General features: G+C 47.6%; 12 protein-coding genes. 3 read left to right on the forward strand and 9 right to left on the reverse strand.

What is annotated here, in order from left to right; all coding sequences use genetic code 11:
• Positions 1–44 precede the first annotated feature (44 nt).
• Positions 45–2,861, reverse strand: coding sequence for an XrtA/PEP-CTERM system TPR-repeat protein PrsT (gene prsT / locus F566_RS0116665; protein WP_020408153.1), 2,817 nt, complete (start codon positions 2,859–2,861; stop codon positions 45–47).
• Between the two features lie 370 nt (positions 2,862–3,231).
• Here prsT and F566_RS0116670 point away from each other — a divergent pair, with 370 nt between their 5' ends.
• Complete coding sequence (locus F566_RS0116670) at positions 3,232–3,948, forward strand: S1 family peptidase (RefSeq protein WP_245555264.1); 717 nt, start codon at positions 3,232–3,234, stop codon at positions 3,946–3,948.
• A 144-nt stretch (positions 3,949–4,092) separates the two neighbouring features.
• On the opposite strand, the gene F566_RS0116675 is transcribed toward F566_RS0116670, so the two are convergent.
• The 6 genes from F566_RS0116675 to F566_RS0116710 form a co-directional block, all read right to left on the reverse strand.
• A complete protein-coding gene (locus tag F566_RS0116675) occupies positions 4,093–4,938 on the reverse strand; it encodes an HDOD domain-containing protein (protein WP_020408155.1) in 846 nt (281 codons plus the stop codon).
• 128 nt (positions 4,939–5,066) lie between these two features.
• A complete protein-coding gene (gene prsR / locus F566_RS0116680) occupies positions 5,067–6,464 on the reverse strand; it encodes a PEP-CTERM-box response regulator transcription factor (RefSeq protein ID WP_020408156.1) in 1,398 nt (465 codons plus the stop codon).
• Between the two features lie 109 nt (positions 6,465–6,573).
• On the reverse strand, positions 6,574–8,673 hold the full coding sequence (gene prsK, locus F566_RS0116685; protein ID WP_020408157.1) for an XrtA/PEP-CTERM system histidine kinase PrsK: 2,100 nt from the start codon (positions 8,671–8,673) through the stop codon (positions 6,574–6,576).
• Positions 8,674–9,184: 511 nt separating this feature from the next.
• On the reverse strand, positions 9,185–10,135 hold the full coding sequence (locus tag F566_RS0116695) for an SDR family oxidoreductase (RefSeq protein ID WP_020408159.1): 951 nt from the start codon (positions 10,133–10,135) through the stop codon (positions 9,185–9,187).
• Positions 10,135–10,950: a lysophospholipid acyltransferase family protein gene (locus F566_RS0116700; protein WP_020408160.1), complete on the reverse strand. Its 816-nt coding sequence runs from the start codon at positions 10,948–10,950 to the stop codon at positions 10,135–10,137. Before F566_RS0116700 ends, F566_RS0116695 begins: the two co-directional genes overlap by 1 nt.
• A 421-nt stretch (positions 10,951–11,371) precedes the next feature.
• Entirely contained in the window at positions 11,372–12,226 is an 855-nt protein-coding gene (locus F566_RS0116710; protein WP_020408161.1) for a YiiX/YebB-like N1pC/P60 family cysteine hydrolase, read from the reverse strand.
• A gap of 136 nt (positions 12,227–12,362) precedes the next feature.
• Here F566_RS0116710 and F566_RS0116715 point away from each other — a divergent pair, with 136 nt between their 5' ends.
• Positions 12,363–12,770, forward strand: a complete 408-nt coding sequence (locus tag F566_RS0116715; RefSeq protein WP_020408162.1) for a phasin family protein — start codon at positions 12,363–12,365, stop codon at positions 12,768–12,770.
• A gap of 14 nt (positions 12,771–12,784) precedes the next feature.
• Here the strand turns inward: F566_RS0116715 and F566_RS0116720 are convergent, their stop codons facing one another.
• Positions 12,785–13,405, reverse strand: a complete 621-nt coding sequence (locus F566_RS0116720; RefSeq protein WP_020408163.1) for a TetR/AcrR family transcriptional regulator — start codon at positions 13,403–13,405, stop codon at positions 12,785–12,787.
• A 184-nt stretch (positions 13,406–13,589) separates the two neighbouring features.
• Positions 13,590–14,399 (reverse strand): exodeoxyribonuclease III, encoded by an 810-nt coding sequence (xthA, locus tag F566_RS0116725; RefSeq protein ID WP_020408164.1) that lies wholly within the window; start codon positions 14,397–14,399, stop codon positions 13,590–13,592.
• A 139-nt stretch (positions 14,400–14,538) separates the two neighbouring features.
• Between xthA and F566_RS0116730 the strand changes: the two genes are divergently transcribed.
• The gene (locus tag F566_RS0116730; protein ID WP_020408165.1) at positions 14,539–15,495 is read left to right on the forward strand and encodes a YbgA family protein; all 957 of its coding nucleotides are present in this window, start codon (positions 14,539–14,541) and stop codon (positions 15,493–15,495) included.
• The last annotated feature ends 22 nt before the right edge of the window (positions 15,496–15,517 follow it).

Consider the following 15,517-nt stretch of genomic DNA (forward strand, 5'->3'; position numbering starts at 1 on the left):
GGCGCTCCTTCACTGATGCCATGCCGAGAGAAATTGGGGCAGACTTACAAAGTTTTCAAAAGTTTATAGGCTTCTTCTTTCTCTGGAAAATCTTCAGATTCCAGCTTGGTCAAGAGAGCTTTAGCTTCTTCTGTCTTGCCTGCCTGACTGAGAACCATTGCATAATGGAAGGTAATTGTAGGTTCTCCGTTTGCCTGATTGTGAGCCTGAGACAAAATTTGTTCTGCTGTCTCTATGTCTCCGGACTGAAGCAGTAAGTAGCCATAGGTGTCAGCGATAGCGGCATTATTCTTCTGCAGATTGTAGGCTTTCTCTGCGTACTCAACAGCTTCGCTTAGACGCCCTTCTTGCCCCAGAGTCCAGGCGAGATTATTCAAGGCAACGTAGTTGTTGCTGTTCTGCTCCACAATGGCCTGAAACTGCTCAATTGCTGCACTGTTGTCGGTTGACCCGCTGGCAATGTTCAGGTTAGCCCGATATAGCTTGGCAGCCTGATCCATGGGCTTGTCTTTCAGCCAGTCAGTAAGAAGAGCTTCGGCTTTGTCGAGTTGATTGTCACGCTTGTAAAGCTCTGCCAGTGTAATAAGTGTCTGGCTGGAAGGCTGCAATTTGTGTAGGTTAACAAAGTGCTTGATGGCATCCTTGTACCGGCGCTTTTTCAGGTAGTAGGTGCCCCGATAGGATTCCAGCTTGGCATTCTGTCCGTACACAGCCGTAAATTTCGCTATTTTGCTGTTGGCTTGTTCCGGCTGGTCCAGAAGCATGAGCACCTGAATTTCCGCCAACTGAAGGTCCTTATGCCCCGGAAGTTCCGTCAGTCCCTTTTGGATGACTGACATGGCGTCCCGGTATTTTTCCTTAGACATATGGCCTTTCGCCATAGCGAGATAGGCCCTTGCGTCTTTAGGGGAACGGAGTGTCCAGGCTTTGTACTTTTCAAGTGCCTTTTCCGGTTTTCCAAGCTCTAGGTAGATATTGCCGGATGTGGACAGTGCACGAATATATTGAGGTGAGGTTTCTTCAATAGATTCTAAGGTTTTTAGTGCACCTTCCAGATTCTGCTGATCAACCTCTGTCATTGCTTTGATTATCTTAACGCTACCCTGTTTGGGTTTGTTGCTCAGCGCCCTTTCGATAGCCTTGGTCGCTCGTTCGACGGATCCTTCGTTTTTGGCAAGGCGGTAAGTGGTAATCAGAGCGTATTCATTTGCAGAGTCGATTTTGAGAATTTCCTCCAACCTTGCATTGGCTTCTTGAAGCTTTTCTTCTGATAGAGCCAGCTTGAAGTAGGCAATCAGAGTGGGAATGTGCTGGTTATTGATTGAATAAGCCTTATCGAGAGTTTTCTTGGCTTTGCCTTTGTCGCCAGTAGCGCTATAAACCTCTGCAGCAAGTAGAAGTGGTTCTACTTGGTCAGGGTTGGCGTTGACGAGCTCTTCGATCGTTTTGGTGGCTTTATCGTAGTCCTCCACCTTCAGGTAATGTTTAGCCAGTGCAGCTCTTGTCCATAGAGAATTGCCATCCTGCTCAAGTGCTTTTTCAAGATCGGACACGCCCGACATATCACTCAACTGCAGTTTCAGTATACCTAACCGGGTCAGGGACTCAGAATCTTCCGGGTTGAGCCCAGCGGCAGTTTCGAACAAAGAATAAGCTTGATCCACTTGGCCTTTCTTTAAAAACTCTTTACCGAAAGTTGCCAGGAGCTTGGTGTCTGTTTCCTTGAGATCGCCAAGATTTTCCAGCACTTCGTCAGCGGATTGGCTGTAACCCAGTTTAAATTCTGAATAGCTCAACATACGCTGGGCTATATGACCAGGACGAACGAATTCGTGGACCGCGGTTAGCCTGTCTCTTGCCATTTCCCAGTTCTGCAGATAGAAATTTGCCATCCCGGAAAGCAGTTTTGCCTGTTTGTTCACTTCGCTGATATTGATCGCGTTGTCCGCATGCACACGGGCGGCCTCCCAGTCTTTGGCATGCAGTCTCAGCGTTGCTTTGATTATGTTGGAAGGCAAGTGGCTGGGAGCCTTTTTAAGTACATAGTCAATGTTCTTCTCAGCATCCTCGTACTGATTGGCAACGATCTGCAAACGTGCGGCATCGACATAAAGCTGCAGTCTGTTAGGCTGAAGCTTCAGGGCTTGTGCCATGTGGTTGGCAGCATCTACAGGTTTTTCAAGAGCAAGCTTGGCCCGGCTCAGTAGAAGGTGTACCTCTGCGTCATCAGGCGATGATTTTACGAGCTCTGCACCAATTTCTTCTGCGGTAGCAGGCTTGTCAAATATGAGGTAGAGATACCCTTGAGACAACTTTCCATATAACGAATCCGGTGCAGCATTGGTTGCGGCGTCGAACTCCTTTTGGGCATCGTCTACATTGTTAAGGTTGATGTTGGAGACCGCTCGGTAGAAGTAAATTTCAGCGGTATCCTCCGCTGTGGTTTCCTCTGGCAGAGTGCTCGTGGCTTCCAGGAGTTCTTTATATTGATACTGGAAGAAATAAGCCTGAACCAGATATTTGGTGACGGCACTTTTGCGAGCACCGTACTCAATGGCTCTGTTAAGCTCCTTTTCTGCCGGAGCGCCGAGCTGATTAGCTACGTAAAACTGGCCGAGAAGGAATCGGGCCTCCGCGTTTTCCGGATTCTGTTGTAGAGCATTTTTCAACTCAATGGAATAAGACTTGTAATCCCCTTCCGCGGCGTACTTTTTAGCGGATTCGAGATATTCAACGTCGGTTTTGTCTTGGGTACAACCATTTAGGCCAAGGGCTAAAATGATAATTAAAGAACTGATTGGTTTTGCAATTTTGCTGCACGACTTGACCTTGCCAACAAGCAAAAACCTAGGCGCTTTCATCTAATACTCCCTTAAATGACTCTTTGCATGTCGTTGTAGTTGTTGTAGTTACTGCTATCTGCGATTGTAACTGCGTTTTAATAAGATTTTAACTGTTGTTAATCAAAGGATGGGGTTATCCGATATAACGCCCGACCATTCCTTGGTCAATGCGTACCGAATTACTTTGTCCTGGCAAGTCATTTAATCTTCAACAAAGACAACGACTCGAAATCAACAGAAAAAAATGCTTAATAGGGTAACCAACATAACAGACATTTGTGATGCTGGCGAAGTCCCCAAAGGATGTGATTTTAAGATGACCAGAGCGAAATACAACGTGAATTTTTCAATCTTGAGAATATATAGGTTGCTGACAGGGCTTATATTGGTGTTTTGGACTACTTCGGCATTGGCCGATTTGCCTAGCACTATCGCTTCCATTAAGCCCTCAATTGTCGGAGTTGGGCAATACAACGAATTGGCGAGCCCGAGGGCGCAGGTATCAGGGACCGGGTTTATTGTCGGTGATGGAAGTATTGTAGTGACCAACCAGCATGTCGTTAAGGCTATTGAGAGTCAGAAAGGTTTTGATCTGGTGGTTTTTATTGGCACCGGCAATACACCCGAAGTTCGAAAAGTTTCCGTGTTGGCAAAAGACCCCTTATATGACTTGGCATTATTGAAACTGCCGGGAAAAACGCTACCAGCGCTAACTGTCACTGAAGCCAGAGTCAGGGAGGGGGAGGATGTGGCCTTTACCGGGTTCCCCATTGGGGTTGTGTTGGGTCTTTATCCCGTGACTCACCGGGGCATTATCAGCTCTATTACGCCGATTGTTATTCCGGCGAGTTCAGCGCGGGGGTTGAATGCAAAAATGCTCAAGAGGCTAAGAACGCCATTTGACGTGTATCAGCTTGACGCAACAGCATATCCGGGCAATAGCGGTAGCCCCATGTTCCATCCTGATACTGGTGAAGTGCTGGGAGTTATCAACAAAGTTTTTGTCAAAGAGAGTAAGGAAGCTGTATTGGAAAAACCCAGTGGAATTACCTACGCCATTCCTGCGCAATATCTCAGGCAGATGTTGGACGAATTGAATAATTAACCAGCGCGGCGGTTCCATTTGAAAGTAAGAAATAACCGGACATATGCATGGTAGACCTCGTAATAGCGCTTCTAAGCGAGTATGAGGGCACTATTTGCCTGTGGGGTTATAGCAATATAACGAAAGGTCCGGGGGCAGGGAGCCTTAGAAGATGGCCATGGTTTGCGGGCTCAGGATTGAGAGAACGTTAATGGCTTCAAGGTTGGCATAATCGGTGGCATTCACAATGTCTTCCATATCAAGGTTGAGTAGCTCAAGTTGAAGCGGTTGGATGAGTTGCTCCAGATCGACCTCCTCCCGATTTTCAAGTGCGTAGGCGATCTTTCTTGCCAGGGACATCAATGTTGCTTCAATTGGAAAGCGGCTGGCTTCAGGGTCGTTAATAGAGCCCACCACTTCATAGATCTCTGGTGGTAGCTGCCACCCCTTCATAAACTCCATGGATAGTTGCAGGTAAGTAAAGCCCAGCATGGAGCTCTGAAGTTCCAGAGCGAGATCCGGGTTGGATTCACTGGCAATTTCGCGAGCCTGCTCAGGTAGCTGGATAACGCAGATAAGTTCGCCGATATTATGGAGAAGACCGGTGACAAACAGCCTTTCCACACTTTGATTGGAAACAGATTTTCCCAACTGCTTGGCAATCAGAGCGCAATCAACGCTTATTCGCCAGAAGCGGTCAAGATCGATGACATCCTTGGGTAAACGGTTGAAAGTATCGAGTGCGCTGTTGGCTAAGGCAAGATTAAATACCGCGTCAGCACCAATGATATTAATTGCCCTTGGGATGGTGTCAATTTTGGCTGCAAAGGTATAGAAGGCACTGTTGGCAAGCTTTAGTAGCTTTGAGGTAAGAACCGGATCCAGTGAAACAACATCAGCAACATCTTCAAGTGTGGACGCTTTGTCCTCTAATATTTCCTGAAGTCTGATAACGACATCCGGAAGGGCGAACAGGTTATCAGTGTTGGCAATAAGATCTTCTGTATTCATATAAGGGCTTCAGACGGGTAGCATCATTACCTAATAATAGCCAACCTGGACAAGAGTACTAAATAGAGACTTCAATTAGATATTGTGAAGAACTGTGTGCCAGCACAGTTCTTCACTGAATCCCGATATTATTGAGCTGTCGTGATGTTGTACTTATCTGTCAGGCTGTAGAGAGTCGGCCGGGTAACACCGAGAAGGCGAGCGGCTTTGGACATATTGTACTCACAGGATTCCAAGGCCTGCTTGATGGCCGCTTTTTCCGCATCTTCGCGAACCTGGCGGAGGTTGAAGACCTCTTTCGCACCACCTTCAACATGACCAAGTTCAAGATCTGACGCGGTAACCCGTTTACCTTCAGACATGATTGTGCCCCGTTTGACCTTGTTGATCATCTCTCTCACGTTACCGGGCCACTCGTAGTTTTGAATTGCCTGGGCGGCATCTTCGCTGAACGTTAATGTACCTTTGTCATGCTGTTTGGAAAAAGACTTCAGTAAAGCCTGGCCAATAACCAGGGCGTCACCCTGTCGTGCCCTCAACGGAGGTACTTCAATGGTGATCTCGCTGACGCGGTAATACAAATCTTCCCGGAAACTACCTTCGACGATCAATTGCCTGACATCCCGGTGGGTTGCACAGACGACTCGGACGTCAACGGGAATTTCTTTGGTGCCCCCGACGCGCTCAACGACACGTTCTTGTAAAAATCTGAGCATTTTAGCCTGCAGCGGCATGGGCATGTCGCCAATCTCATCAAGGAACAGAGTTCCGCCATTGGCAAGTTCGATTTTGCCTTTCTTCATCTGAGTGGCGCCGGTGAAAGCACCTTTTTCATAACCAAACAGTTCGCTCTCCAAGAGGTTTTCTGGAATAGCTGCACAGTTGATTGCTGCAAAATTGTGATCTCTTCTCGGACTCAGGTCATGAACTGCCCGGGCCAGAACTTCCTTGCCGGTACCGGTCTCGCCGAGAATCAGCGTGGTAACATCGGCAGGCGCAATTTTTTCAACGGTCCTGCAAACTTCCAGCATAGAGGGACTGGAGGCTATGACGCCTTTGAGTCTTGAGGTTGACTTGTTTTCCGAAAGTTCTCTGTTTTCATGCTCTAGTTCGTAAAGACGAAAAGCGCGATTGACAACAAAAGACAATATGTCGGCATCAAGAGGCTTCTGGTAGAAATCGCAAGCGCCCAGTCCGATAGCCTTAACTGCATTCTCACGTTCTTCTCGACCGGTAACCACGATAATCTTGGTCATTGGGGACAATGTCAGTATTTCCTGAAGGATGGCAAAGCCTTCACTGGAACCTCCAGGATCAGGAGGCAGTCCGAGGTCAAGTGTAACGACCTGGGGTTCAACCCGCCTCAACTGAGAAATGGCAGACTCCCGGTCATCCGCGACGAAAACCTCAGTGTCTTCGAAGCACCATCTCATCTGGCTCTGCAGGCCAGGATCATCTTCAATGATTAGCAAACGTTTATTCACAATGACTTTAGCCTTGTTGTGGTCATTAAATGTTCTGTTCAATTAAACTGGTCACCCCGGATATTATCAGGGCCTGCAGTCAATTCAATCATCTAAAGGGTCGAGAAGGGGATAAACCCGTCATTATATCCTGTTATGGAATGTTGACTGGTTATCCGCTATATGCCGCTCCCTTGTAGTTGCCGTAACCCGCGCTGGTATTGATGAGTGGTATCTTGATGGTGAAACAGGTGCCTACATCAGGCTCGCTGGTTACATCAATGGAACCGCCGAGTTTACGAATATATTCCCGGCTTTGGTAGACACCAATCCCCATGCCGGTGAGCCCTTTGGTACTGGAAAAGGGCTTGAACAACTCTGCTTTAATAAATTCGTCACTCATGCCAATACCGGTATCCTGGACGAAGATAACAATCCAGCCTGTACTTTTTTTAACCGATATTGTGACGTCGCCAGATTTTTCCGTGGCATCCTGTGCGTTCTGTATCATGTGTACAAAAACGCTACTGAGCTTTTCCTTGTCTGCTTCGATGATGACAGGGGATTCATCGCCGGTAAACATGGGGACAGGATCACGGCGTGACTCCTGTTGAACGATATCTTTGAGAAGTTCAGTGACATTGACCTGAGTAACATCATCCTGGGTCACTGGATTGCGTATTTGCAGAAGAAGATGGTTCATCTTTTTCAGAGCATGTTCAGTTGTTCTGATCATGTCATCTACAAACACAGGGTTGGACTTGTGTTTACCCGCATTATTCACCAGAAGAGACAGCTGCGCGATGATGGTTTTAAGATCATGAACCATAAAGGCTGATGTTCTGTTAACTGCTTCAAACTGTTTGGATTCGGAGAGACGGTTCTGAGCATGGACCAACCCGATATAGCTGGCACATTGTCGGGCCACAATCTTCAGCAGGTCATAGTTTTCCCAGTTCAGTTCGATCTTGGCCAAAGGTTCAGAGATCAGTACAAATCCAATCAAGGAATCACCGATGAACAGAGGGACGAGCAACCAGGGTTTGTGGGTTGTCCAGAGACAGTCGGGTATTTCCATCAGGTGATAGCGAGTGGGATCGAGCTGATATTCTTTCAGGTCAATAATCCAGTCGCTCTGGCGCATGAAATCGATCAGTTCGGAATTGTTGTCTATCTTGTCGAACTTGATTTCAGGCATATTCCAGAAAGTGGTGGCTGAGAAATTGTTGTCTTCATTTTTGAGCCAAAGAGCTCCCGCCTGGCTTTCAACCGGCTCTGCCATAAGTTGAATAACCTTTTTCTCCAGATCGTCATTACTTTCCAGAGAAGTAACCAGACCGGTGGCATTAAGCCATTCCTCGCGATAGTCATACTTATAGTTGAAGAAGTGCTGACTGATAAACACCATCAATCGAGCTCTTAATCTGGCAGACCCGGCAAGAAGGATGAGGAATACCGTAGCGGAGAAAAAGAAGATGATCAGCAGGGCCTCTGACCATTCGCCTCCGGCTGTGTTGATGTAATATCCGCCAGCGGCCATGATAAGCAGATAGAGGCCCGCAAAGACCAGCGCACTGGTATGGAAAACAAACTGCCTTGAAATCTGAACATCCAGTGGTTGTTTGCGCGTGTTGACCATGGTCAGAGCGATCAGCGGTGCACACACCGTATTGATTGCACCACGAGCGTCCCAGAAAGGTTGCGAGATCTGATTAAAGAGCAGAGCGTCAGAGTACATAAAAAAGTCGTACACGAACAATGTCCCGATCCCCAGGCACAGATATCGGGTGTTCTGCCGCTTGTAACCGGTGACGTTTCTCCAGACTTGTTCCAGTAACACCAGCCCGCCGAGAGATACAACAATCTGGCCGGTGAGAAGTGTCTGTCCACTGAATACTGCCTCGCCCATGAAACCGCGGGCCAAGCCTGCGATCAGCATGAATATGAGTATCCCGGCAATGGTCATTCCCAGCCAGAACTGGGTACTGCCCGCGCTGCTTTTTCTTGTCAGCCGAACGCCGAGAAGTACAAAGAGCACGCCTATCCAGGCGGCATTGCGTAAAATCTCAAAGGTATATCTGAGGAAGAAAGTGGGAGTGTTGAAGACCTGCTGGCTGGCGATAATCGCTAACCAGATGGAGGTTAACAGGCAGGCGGCCAGAAGAGCCCTGTCTGTTAGCCGGCGCAGGTAACCCTGAGCCAATAATCCCATGATGAGAAGATATACAAGGGCTCCGGTCGCGTGACTGATGCCACCGAAAGTGATATCCATACTACTGCAACTTAAGTCAACTTATTAAATTGGGCGTTTATCCCTTTGGAGGGACTGAATTTAGTGCGATTCGTCAAGTATGCTGAAGGATATAAAGGCTGTAAACAAAGTTGTGCCAATTATCAGCGGTACGGAGGGATTTAGCAGCATAAAGGTACCCGAGACCAGCCAGATATTTTTAACGGTTTTCTTTTTGATTTTGTAACGGCGTGTATGTCGTCTGCCATCAGGGTGATGCTTGTTTGGTATGATCTCTTTTTTGGCGACATACAAATGGCACAAAAGCCGGTCCAAAATATCGTATGAATCCATCCCAAACCACCCCTTGCTGTTGGTAGGCGTTCCTCTAAGTTTAGTACAGCAAAAATGTGTGTAAATGGCCGCTCAGGGTTAAAGGAATAATTTAACGTTAAGCTTTTTCGGGAATTCAAGGTGGCGACAGGCATTCCTGATGGGATGTCATCAGGAGGCTGCCACCAGGCATTACCGGTTCTACTGCTTTTGAAATGTTTTAGGATTTCATGGAGCGATAGTATCTGAAAATTTCATTCAGCGAATATTGTGGCTTGAACCCGAAGGTGTTGTTAAACAAGCTACCATCAAGCACAACGGGATATTTGAAGTAATTGAGAAGATACGAAGGGAATGTTTTGAGCCGCAAGAGGCTGCTGATGGCCCTGGGAAGAACCGGCGGCACAGATAAAATGGGGACTTTGCGGCAGGCTGAGGAGGTCAAGGCATCCTGATAAGCCACCCAGTCATCGGTGGCGACGTTGTAAATACCGCCTTTGGTTTTAACAACGGTCAGTGCGATGGCATCTGCCATGTCATCTATGTGGATAAACTGCATCATGGGAGAGAATCCTGCCAACACGGGAGTATATTGACTCGACAGCAGTGTGGATATGGTGTTTTTCACCCCTGGGCCTACGATATTACAGGGGCGTAGTACGGTAATATTCAAGTCTGGATAGCGCCATAGATAGATGTTAGCCAGATTCTCAAGCTCCACGGAATCAATCAGGTCCATGGTCAGCTCAGCAGCTTTCAATGGCGCACTCTCGTCAATCAACGCAGGATTATAGGCGTTTGCACCATAGACATGATAAGTGGAGAGAACGATGACCTTACTAATTCCATACTTATGGCACAGGTCCAGAAGGCGATGGGAGCCGATGACGTTGGAGTTGTAACGACGCATGCGGTTTTCTTCACTGGCGATCATTCTTCCCAGATGCACCACGGTTTTTATATCGTGTTTGCGGAAGATGTCTTCAAAACCGCGTTTGTTGACGTCAATTCGATAGCTGGCAATGTCATCGCTGAGATACACCTGCTCCCGGAAGTCTACAGCGATCACCTTGAATTGCTCGCGAAGACGCTTGATCACTTGCTGGGCAAGTGCGCCGGCAGCTCCTGTAATCATGATGGCTGGCTTGCTGGTATTTCTTTTGTTCGCCATTAAAAAAGACCTTCTCTTTCCTGCAGACCTTTATCAATCAGTTTGCTGATTTCCGCTTTTACAGAATCCACTCTTCGGGTGACTTCTTCCTCAGAACACTCCTTCTGGTCGAATTGCATAGGTTCGCCAAAGTTCAGTATCACTTTGGCTGGCAATATCAGAGGAAGGGCGACAGGAACGTAAGGAATTCCCAGCATCCGAGCGAGTGGAGCAATGTTGGCGATGGCAGGAATGGTTTCTTCACACCCGACAACACCTACTGGCACAATCGGCGCGTTGTGTTGCATCGATAGATACATGAAGCCGTTCCCGAAACGTTTGAGCTGGTATCGTTCGCGATAAAGCTTGCCGGATCCTCTGATTCCTTCAGGAAAGACGATGACCGCTTCATTGCGGGATAACATTTTGGAGCAGTTCACCGGGTCACCGAGTACGCCGCCCATTTGATTGAGAAGATTGCCCAGGTAGGGGACGGTGGGGAAGAAGCGTTCAATCATTGCACGAGGCAATCGGGGGTGGGGCTGACGTGTTGCGAGGGCGTAAGCAATCAGGGTTCCGTCGATTGGGAGCTGCCCAGAGTGATTGCCTGTCAGTAGTACCGGCCCGTCAGCTGGAACATTTTCAATACCTCGAACTTCCACCCTGAAATATTTCTCAAATATAGGCTTGAACAGGGCCACGGCAATTTTGTTGGTGTCGACATTAAACCCCCATGGGTCATAACCCAGTGATCCGACTGGCTTTTCGATTGCATCCAGCTGAGCATCAAGATCTCCGGGGACAAGCACTCGCTTAAGGAGGGAACGCACTTTCATGTGATTTTATCCTTGGGTAAATAGACCCTAGAACGGCGACGGTTTATTTGGGCGTTATATCTGACCAGCAGTCATTGATTATACTGACGTCATTTAAGCAATTGGAAGGTCTCTAGGGTGGACTAGGGTGAGAATTTTGATCCACTCATCGAAAATGTGGGATTGATGTTCCTGAATGGTCATAAAAAAACCCGGACCTAGGGGAGGTTCCGGGTTAGAGGTGTGAGTAGTATCCATGAAAGACTTCCTACATGACTGCACTGGGTTTGCCAGAACAGTCACCCTTAAGTATTGACGCTTTGCAGGCAATTACAAATCAAAATGCTCACTTTTTAATCATATTTTATTCTAACGATATGTCGTTAAGATCCAGAACTTATAAGTGGGTGAAGGCATATATTAAGTTGTTCCTGGTGAGCCATTATTCGAATCGGTCGTGAGGAACGGGGGCGTCATCAAGATAGTACCCATGTTCTTCAGATGTCAGCCGTGCATTTCCCTTCCAGGGAAGCAGGCGATAACGGGTATTACTGTGGGAAAAGTCCACAAAGGGATATTTGATGATGTCAAAGTAAGGAGAATAATCAAAATCACTCGGAGTGCACAGCTTGGGGTTTCTGCGGAAAAGTTTTAAACCCTCTTCGGAAGTTTTCTTCACCAGAGGGAGAATTGGATACTGTATTGAGCCGAAGGCTTCGGCAATCATCGTAGAGCAGACAGTTTCCGTCTGCTTGCCAGGATGGGTTTTAAACAATGATGAACGCCAGCGTCTCGGTAAAATTGACCAGGGCATCAGAAAACGGAAAAGATCGAGAATCTGCCTGACATTGTAGTTGGAGCCTAGCTGTCTTACGGCAAAGCCGATGACACTTTGCGAATCCTGGAAAGTCAGCTCCCTTGGTCGACAGATTCTGACATGGTCTCTGTCATAGGTGGACAGGGGCCGAATAATGGTGCCGAGTCCGAGTTCGCTCTCAATGATCAGTTGCGTGTCCGGCTGGCCATCGAAAAAAGCCTGGATGCGTTTGCGGGTGAACGGGCTCTCGATTTCATGAATCCTGCCAAGATAAAGTGCGGCATGTGACCATCGGCTCTGTGTGACCAGTTTGATGACATCGCTGACTCTCGTGCGGCCTTCCACCAGAATGACATCGCACGGACGGATCTCATGCCTGAGTCGGTCAAAATTACTTAATGGAACCTCTGTGGCGGACTTTTCCCTGGTCAACCATCGGGTGAGAACTTCAGCGATTCGCTCTTTCGGTCGGCCTGTCATAGAGGTCTAGTTAGATGTCTCCAATGCAACTATTATAATTGTGGTCCAAAAACACGGGTTCGACCAATATCGGTTGAGCTTTACAGCTTTGGCCGCCAGAATAACTCCCATGATATAGCACAACTGAGAAGACTCAATGACTGACGACAAGCAAAACTCCAAAATGGTATCCCAAAAAATCAAGGAATCTGCCAGACAGATCTGGTTGGCAGGTCTGGGAGCCTATAACAAAGCCGAAGAGGATGCCGGTAAGGTGTTTGACAAGCTTGTCCAGGAAGGTGAGGAGTTGGAAAAAAAGACCAGAGGCGTGTTTGAAAAACAGGTTAAAGCTGTCGAGGGAAGAGTTGAAGAGGTTAAAGATAGGGCTAACACTACCTGGGACAAGCTGGAAACAGTATTTGATCAACGTGTATCGCGAGCGCTACACCGCTTGGGAGTTCCTACCTACAGTGAATTTCAGCAGTTAAGAAAAGAAGTGGATGAGCTGAAACAGAAGCTGGCCGACAAGGAAAAACCGAAGAGAACAAGAAAGAAAGCAGATTGATCCAGCCTCAGAGACTAACTGAGATATTCCCTACTCATCGTCAGAAGATCCTGTCTTTCTTCCTCCCGAAGGAAAGGGGCTACCAGAGACATGACTTGGTGGATGCCTCGGGCGAGGTCAATCTGATGTTCGCCTGACCCATTTCTGATAATGTCGAAGCTAGACCAGTAGGTGGCTGTGAGAACGATGTTCTGGCACAGTGAATCCAGCTCATCATCGGTCGCAATCAGGATGCTCTGACTTCTCAAGCTGCTGCAGATTTTGTGCGAGGCTTCGATCTTCTTCTGCAGAATTTTTTTGAATTTTGTCCTGATTTTCTCATATCTTTGCAGAATATTGACCAGATCTTTGTATAGGAACTGGTATTCTGAAATGCACTCAAAAATAAGATGGAGAAACAGCCAGTGGTCTTCGAGGCTGATCTCGATATCCGGGACATCGAGAAGGTGCATGATCTGGCCTTCATAGCGATTGAACAGCTCGTTCAGAATTTCGGTTTTGTTTTTGTAGTGGTAGTAAAGGTTTCCGGGACTGATATCCAGTTCATCAGCAATTTGAAGCGTCGTGACGTTCGGCTCACCATACCGGTTAAACAATTCCAGACTGACAAGTACAATCCTTTCCTTTGTTTTCATGTCTAATCGTATCCGCAAGTCGTCATGCTTAACTTCATACTGCCATTATTCATCCGGCAGACAAATAACTTCCTGTTATCTGTCTGGGTTTACCGCCATGTGAAGGGAAGACAGTTATCTGTTGGAGCCGGGGGGATGCCAGCACGGTAACCTTAAAATATCTGTCTGCCGGGGAAGATTCAATTTATAGTGCAAAGTCTGCCCAGATCGGTGCATGATCCGAAGGTTTTTCCATGCCTCGGATATCATAGCTGATGCCCGCTGCTGTGCAGGCACTACTGAGTGGGCTGGTCGCCAGTATCAGGTCAATTCTGAGGCCTCGTTTGGGGTCGGCTTCGAAGCCCCTGCTACGATAATCAAACCAACTGAAGCGGGAAGTATCATCCGGAAAATGCTTGCGGTAGGTATCTTCGAGCCCCCATCCAAGTAATTTGTTCAGCCACTCCCGCTCTTCCGGTAGGAAGCTGCATTTTCCTGTCCGGAGCCAGCGTTTGCGGTTTTCCTCTCCGATACCGATGTCTATATCCTGGTGAGAGATGTTGACATCCCCCATCACAATGATGGACTGGTCCGGGGATTTTTCCTGGAGATACCTTAAAGTGTCTGCGTAAAGTTGTTCTTTATTGGGAAATTTTTCAGGATGGCTACGATTCTCACCTTGTGGAAAGTAGCCGTTACAAACCGTGACCACCTGGTCCCCAACTTGATATTCGCCTGTTATCCACCGTTTTTGCGATTTCTTGGTATCTGTTGAAAAGCCTTTCTCAATCTTGATAGCCGGAGTTTTACTCAGTAGGGCGACACCGTAATGGCCTTTCTGGCCATGAAACTGCACGTGATAACCCATTTCTCGGATCGTCTCCTCAGGGAACAAAGCATCTTCCACTTTGGTTTCCTGCAAACCGATGATGTCGGGCTGGTATTGGGAAATCAGTGCTTCAAGCTGGTGCAAACGGGCTCGGATACCATTTACGTTAAATGATACAACCTTCATAGTGATCCTTTTGTCGGGAATGGATGGCCGGTGTCTTTCATAACGAGAAATTTCAGGGCCAAGAAAAGCATAAACCGAAGTTCGACTCAACACGTAAAAATGAATTAATTGTCTGACGTCATAATCTGGAAAGAATGAAATGCATGACCAAAAACGCCCGCTAGTTGCTTTAAGTGCTTGTCTAAAAGGGGAAAAAGTACGCTTTGACGGTAGCCATAAGAACTCTGTCTACATCAGGGAGCAATTGGGTGAAGTCATGGACTTCAGGCCAATTTGCCCTGAAGTGGGCATTGGGCTTGGCGTTCCCCGGCAACCGATTCGGCTGGTGGCTACCGATAATGGTGTTGCTGCCGTAGGTTCACGTGATTCCAAGCTTGAGGTGACTGCAGAATTAAAACGTTTTGCGGAAGAGCAGATTCCCGGGTTAAGGGAGGTGGATGGCTATATATTTATGCAGAAGTCGCCTAGCTGTGGGGCTTTCAGGGTCAAGGTCTACAATCAGGAGGGTAATCAGATTGTGTCTTCTCAGGCCGGGATCTATGCCGAAGCCATTCAACGTGAATTGCCCGAGCTCCCTGTAGAGGAGGCGGGAAGATTGTCAGATCCGGTTTTGCTGGAAAATTTTGTAACCCGGGTATTCTGTCATATGGAATGGCGTACCAGGGTTGAGGAATGCCCTTCAATTGCCGCGCTAATGCACTTTCACACGAGACATAAAATGCTGCTAAAGGTGTATGCACCATCCAGGCTTGCTGAACTGGGTAATATCGTTGCATCTGCCCGGCATAATTCTCTAGATCATTCGCTGAAGCGATACAAACAACTTTTCATGTCTGTTCTAACGAAGCGTGCCAAAAGGAAAAACCATGCCCATGCTCTTCAGGAGTTGGCCAGGGAGGCTTCGAAACATATGAACAACACTCAAAGACAGGAGTGGGAAAACCTGATGCAGCAATATCGCCAGGGGGTGGTGCCTCTGATTGTTCCTCTGACACTTTTGAATCACTATCTTCTTGAAAACGGCAATGATTACATTTCCCGCCAGGTTTACTTGAATCCACATCCCTATCAGTTGGGGCTGAGGAACCAGATCTGATAGGGAGGCACTTTGTAGAGCT

It is taken from the genome of Hahella ganghwensis DSM 17046, assembly GCF_000376785.1.
Taxonomy (GTDB): Bacteria; Pseudomonadota; Gammaproteobacteria; order Pseudomonadales; family Oleiphilaceae; genus Hahella; species Hahella ganghwensis.

Coding starts and splice junctions, on each gene's coding strand:
- prsT (WP_020408153.1), bottom strand. CDS start 2,861: ATGAAAGCGCCTAGGTTTTTGCTTGTTGGCAAGGTCAAGTCGTGCAGC.
- F566_RS0116675 (WP_020408155.1), bottom strand. CDS start 4,938: ATGAATACAGAAGATCTTATTGCCAACACTGATAACCTGTTCGCCCTT.
- prsK (WP_020408157.1), bottom strand. CDS start 8,673: ATGGATATCACTTTCGGTGGCATCAGTCACGCGACCGGAGCCCTTGTA.
- F566_RS0116695 (WP_020408159.1), bottom strand. CDS start 10,135: ATGGCGAACAAAAGAAATACCAGCAAGCCAGCCATCATGATTACAGGA.
- F566_RS0116700 (WP_020408160.1), bottom strand. CDS start 10,950: ATGAAAGTGCGTTCCCTCCTTAAGCGAGTGCTTGTCCCCGGAGATCTT.
- F566_RS0116710 (WP_020408161.1), bottom strand. CDS start 12,226: ATGACAGGCCGACCGAAAGAGCGAATCGCTGAAGTTCTCACCCGATGG.
- F566_RS0116715 (WP_020408162.1), top strand. CDS start 12,363: ATGACTGACGACAAGCAAAACTCCAAAATGGTATCCCAAAAAATCAAG.
- F566_RS0116720 (WP_020408163.1), bottom strand. CDS start 13,405: ATGAAAACAAAGGAAAGGATTGTACTTGTCAGTCTGGAATTGTTTAAC.
- xthA (WP_020408164.1), bottom strand. CDS start 14,399: ATGAAGGTTGTATCATTTAACGTAAATGGTATCCGAGCCCGTTTGCAC.
- F566_RS0116730 (WP_020408165.1), top strand. CDS start 14,539: ATGCATGACCAAAAACGCCCGCTAGTTGCTTTAAGTGCTTGTCTAAAA.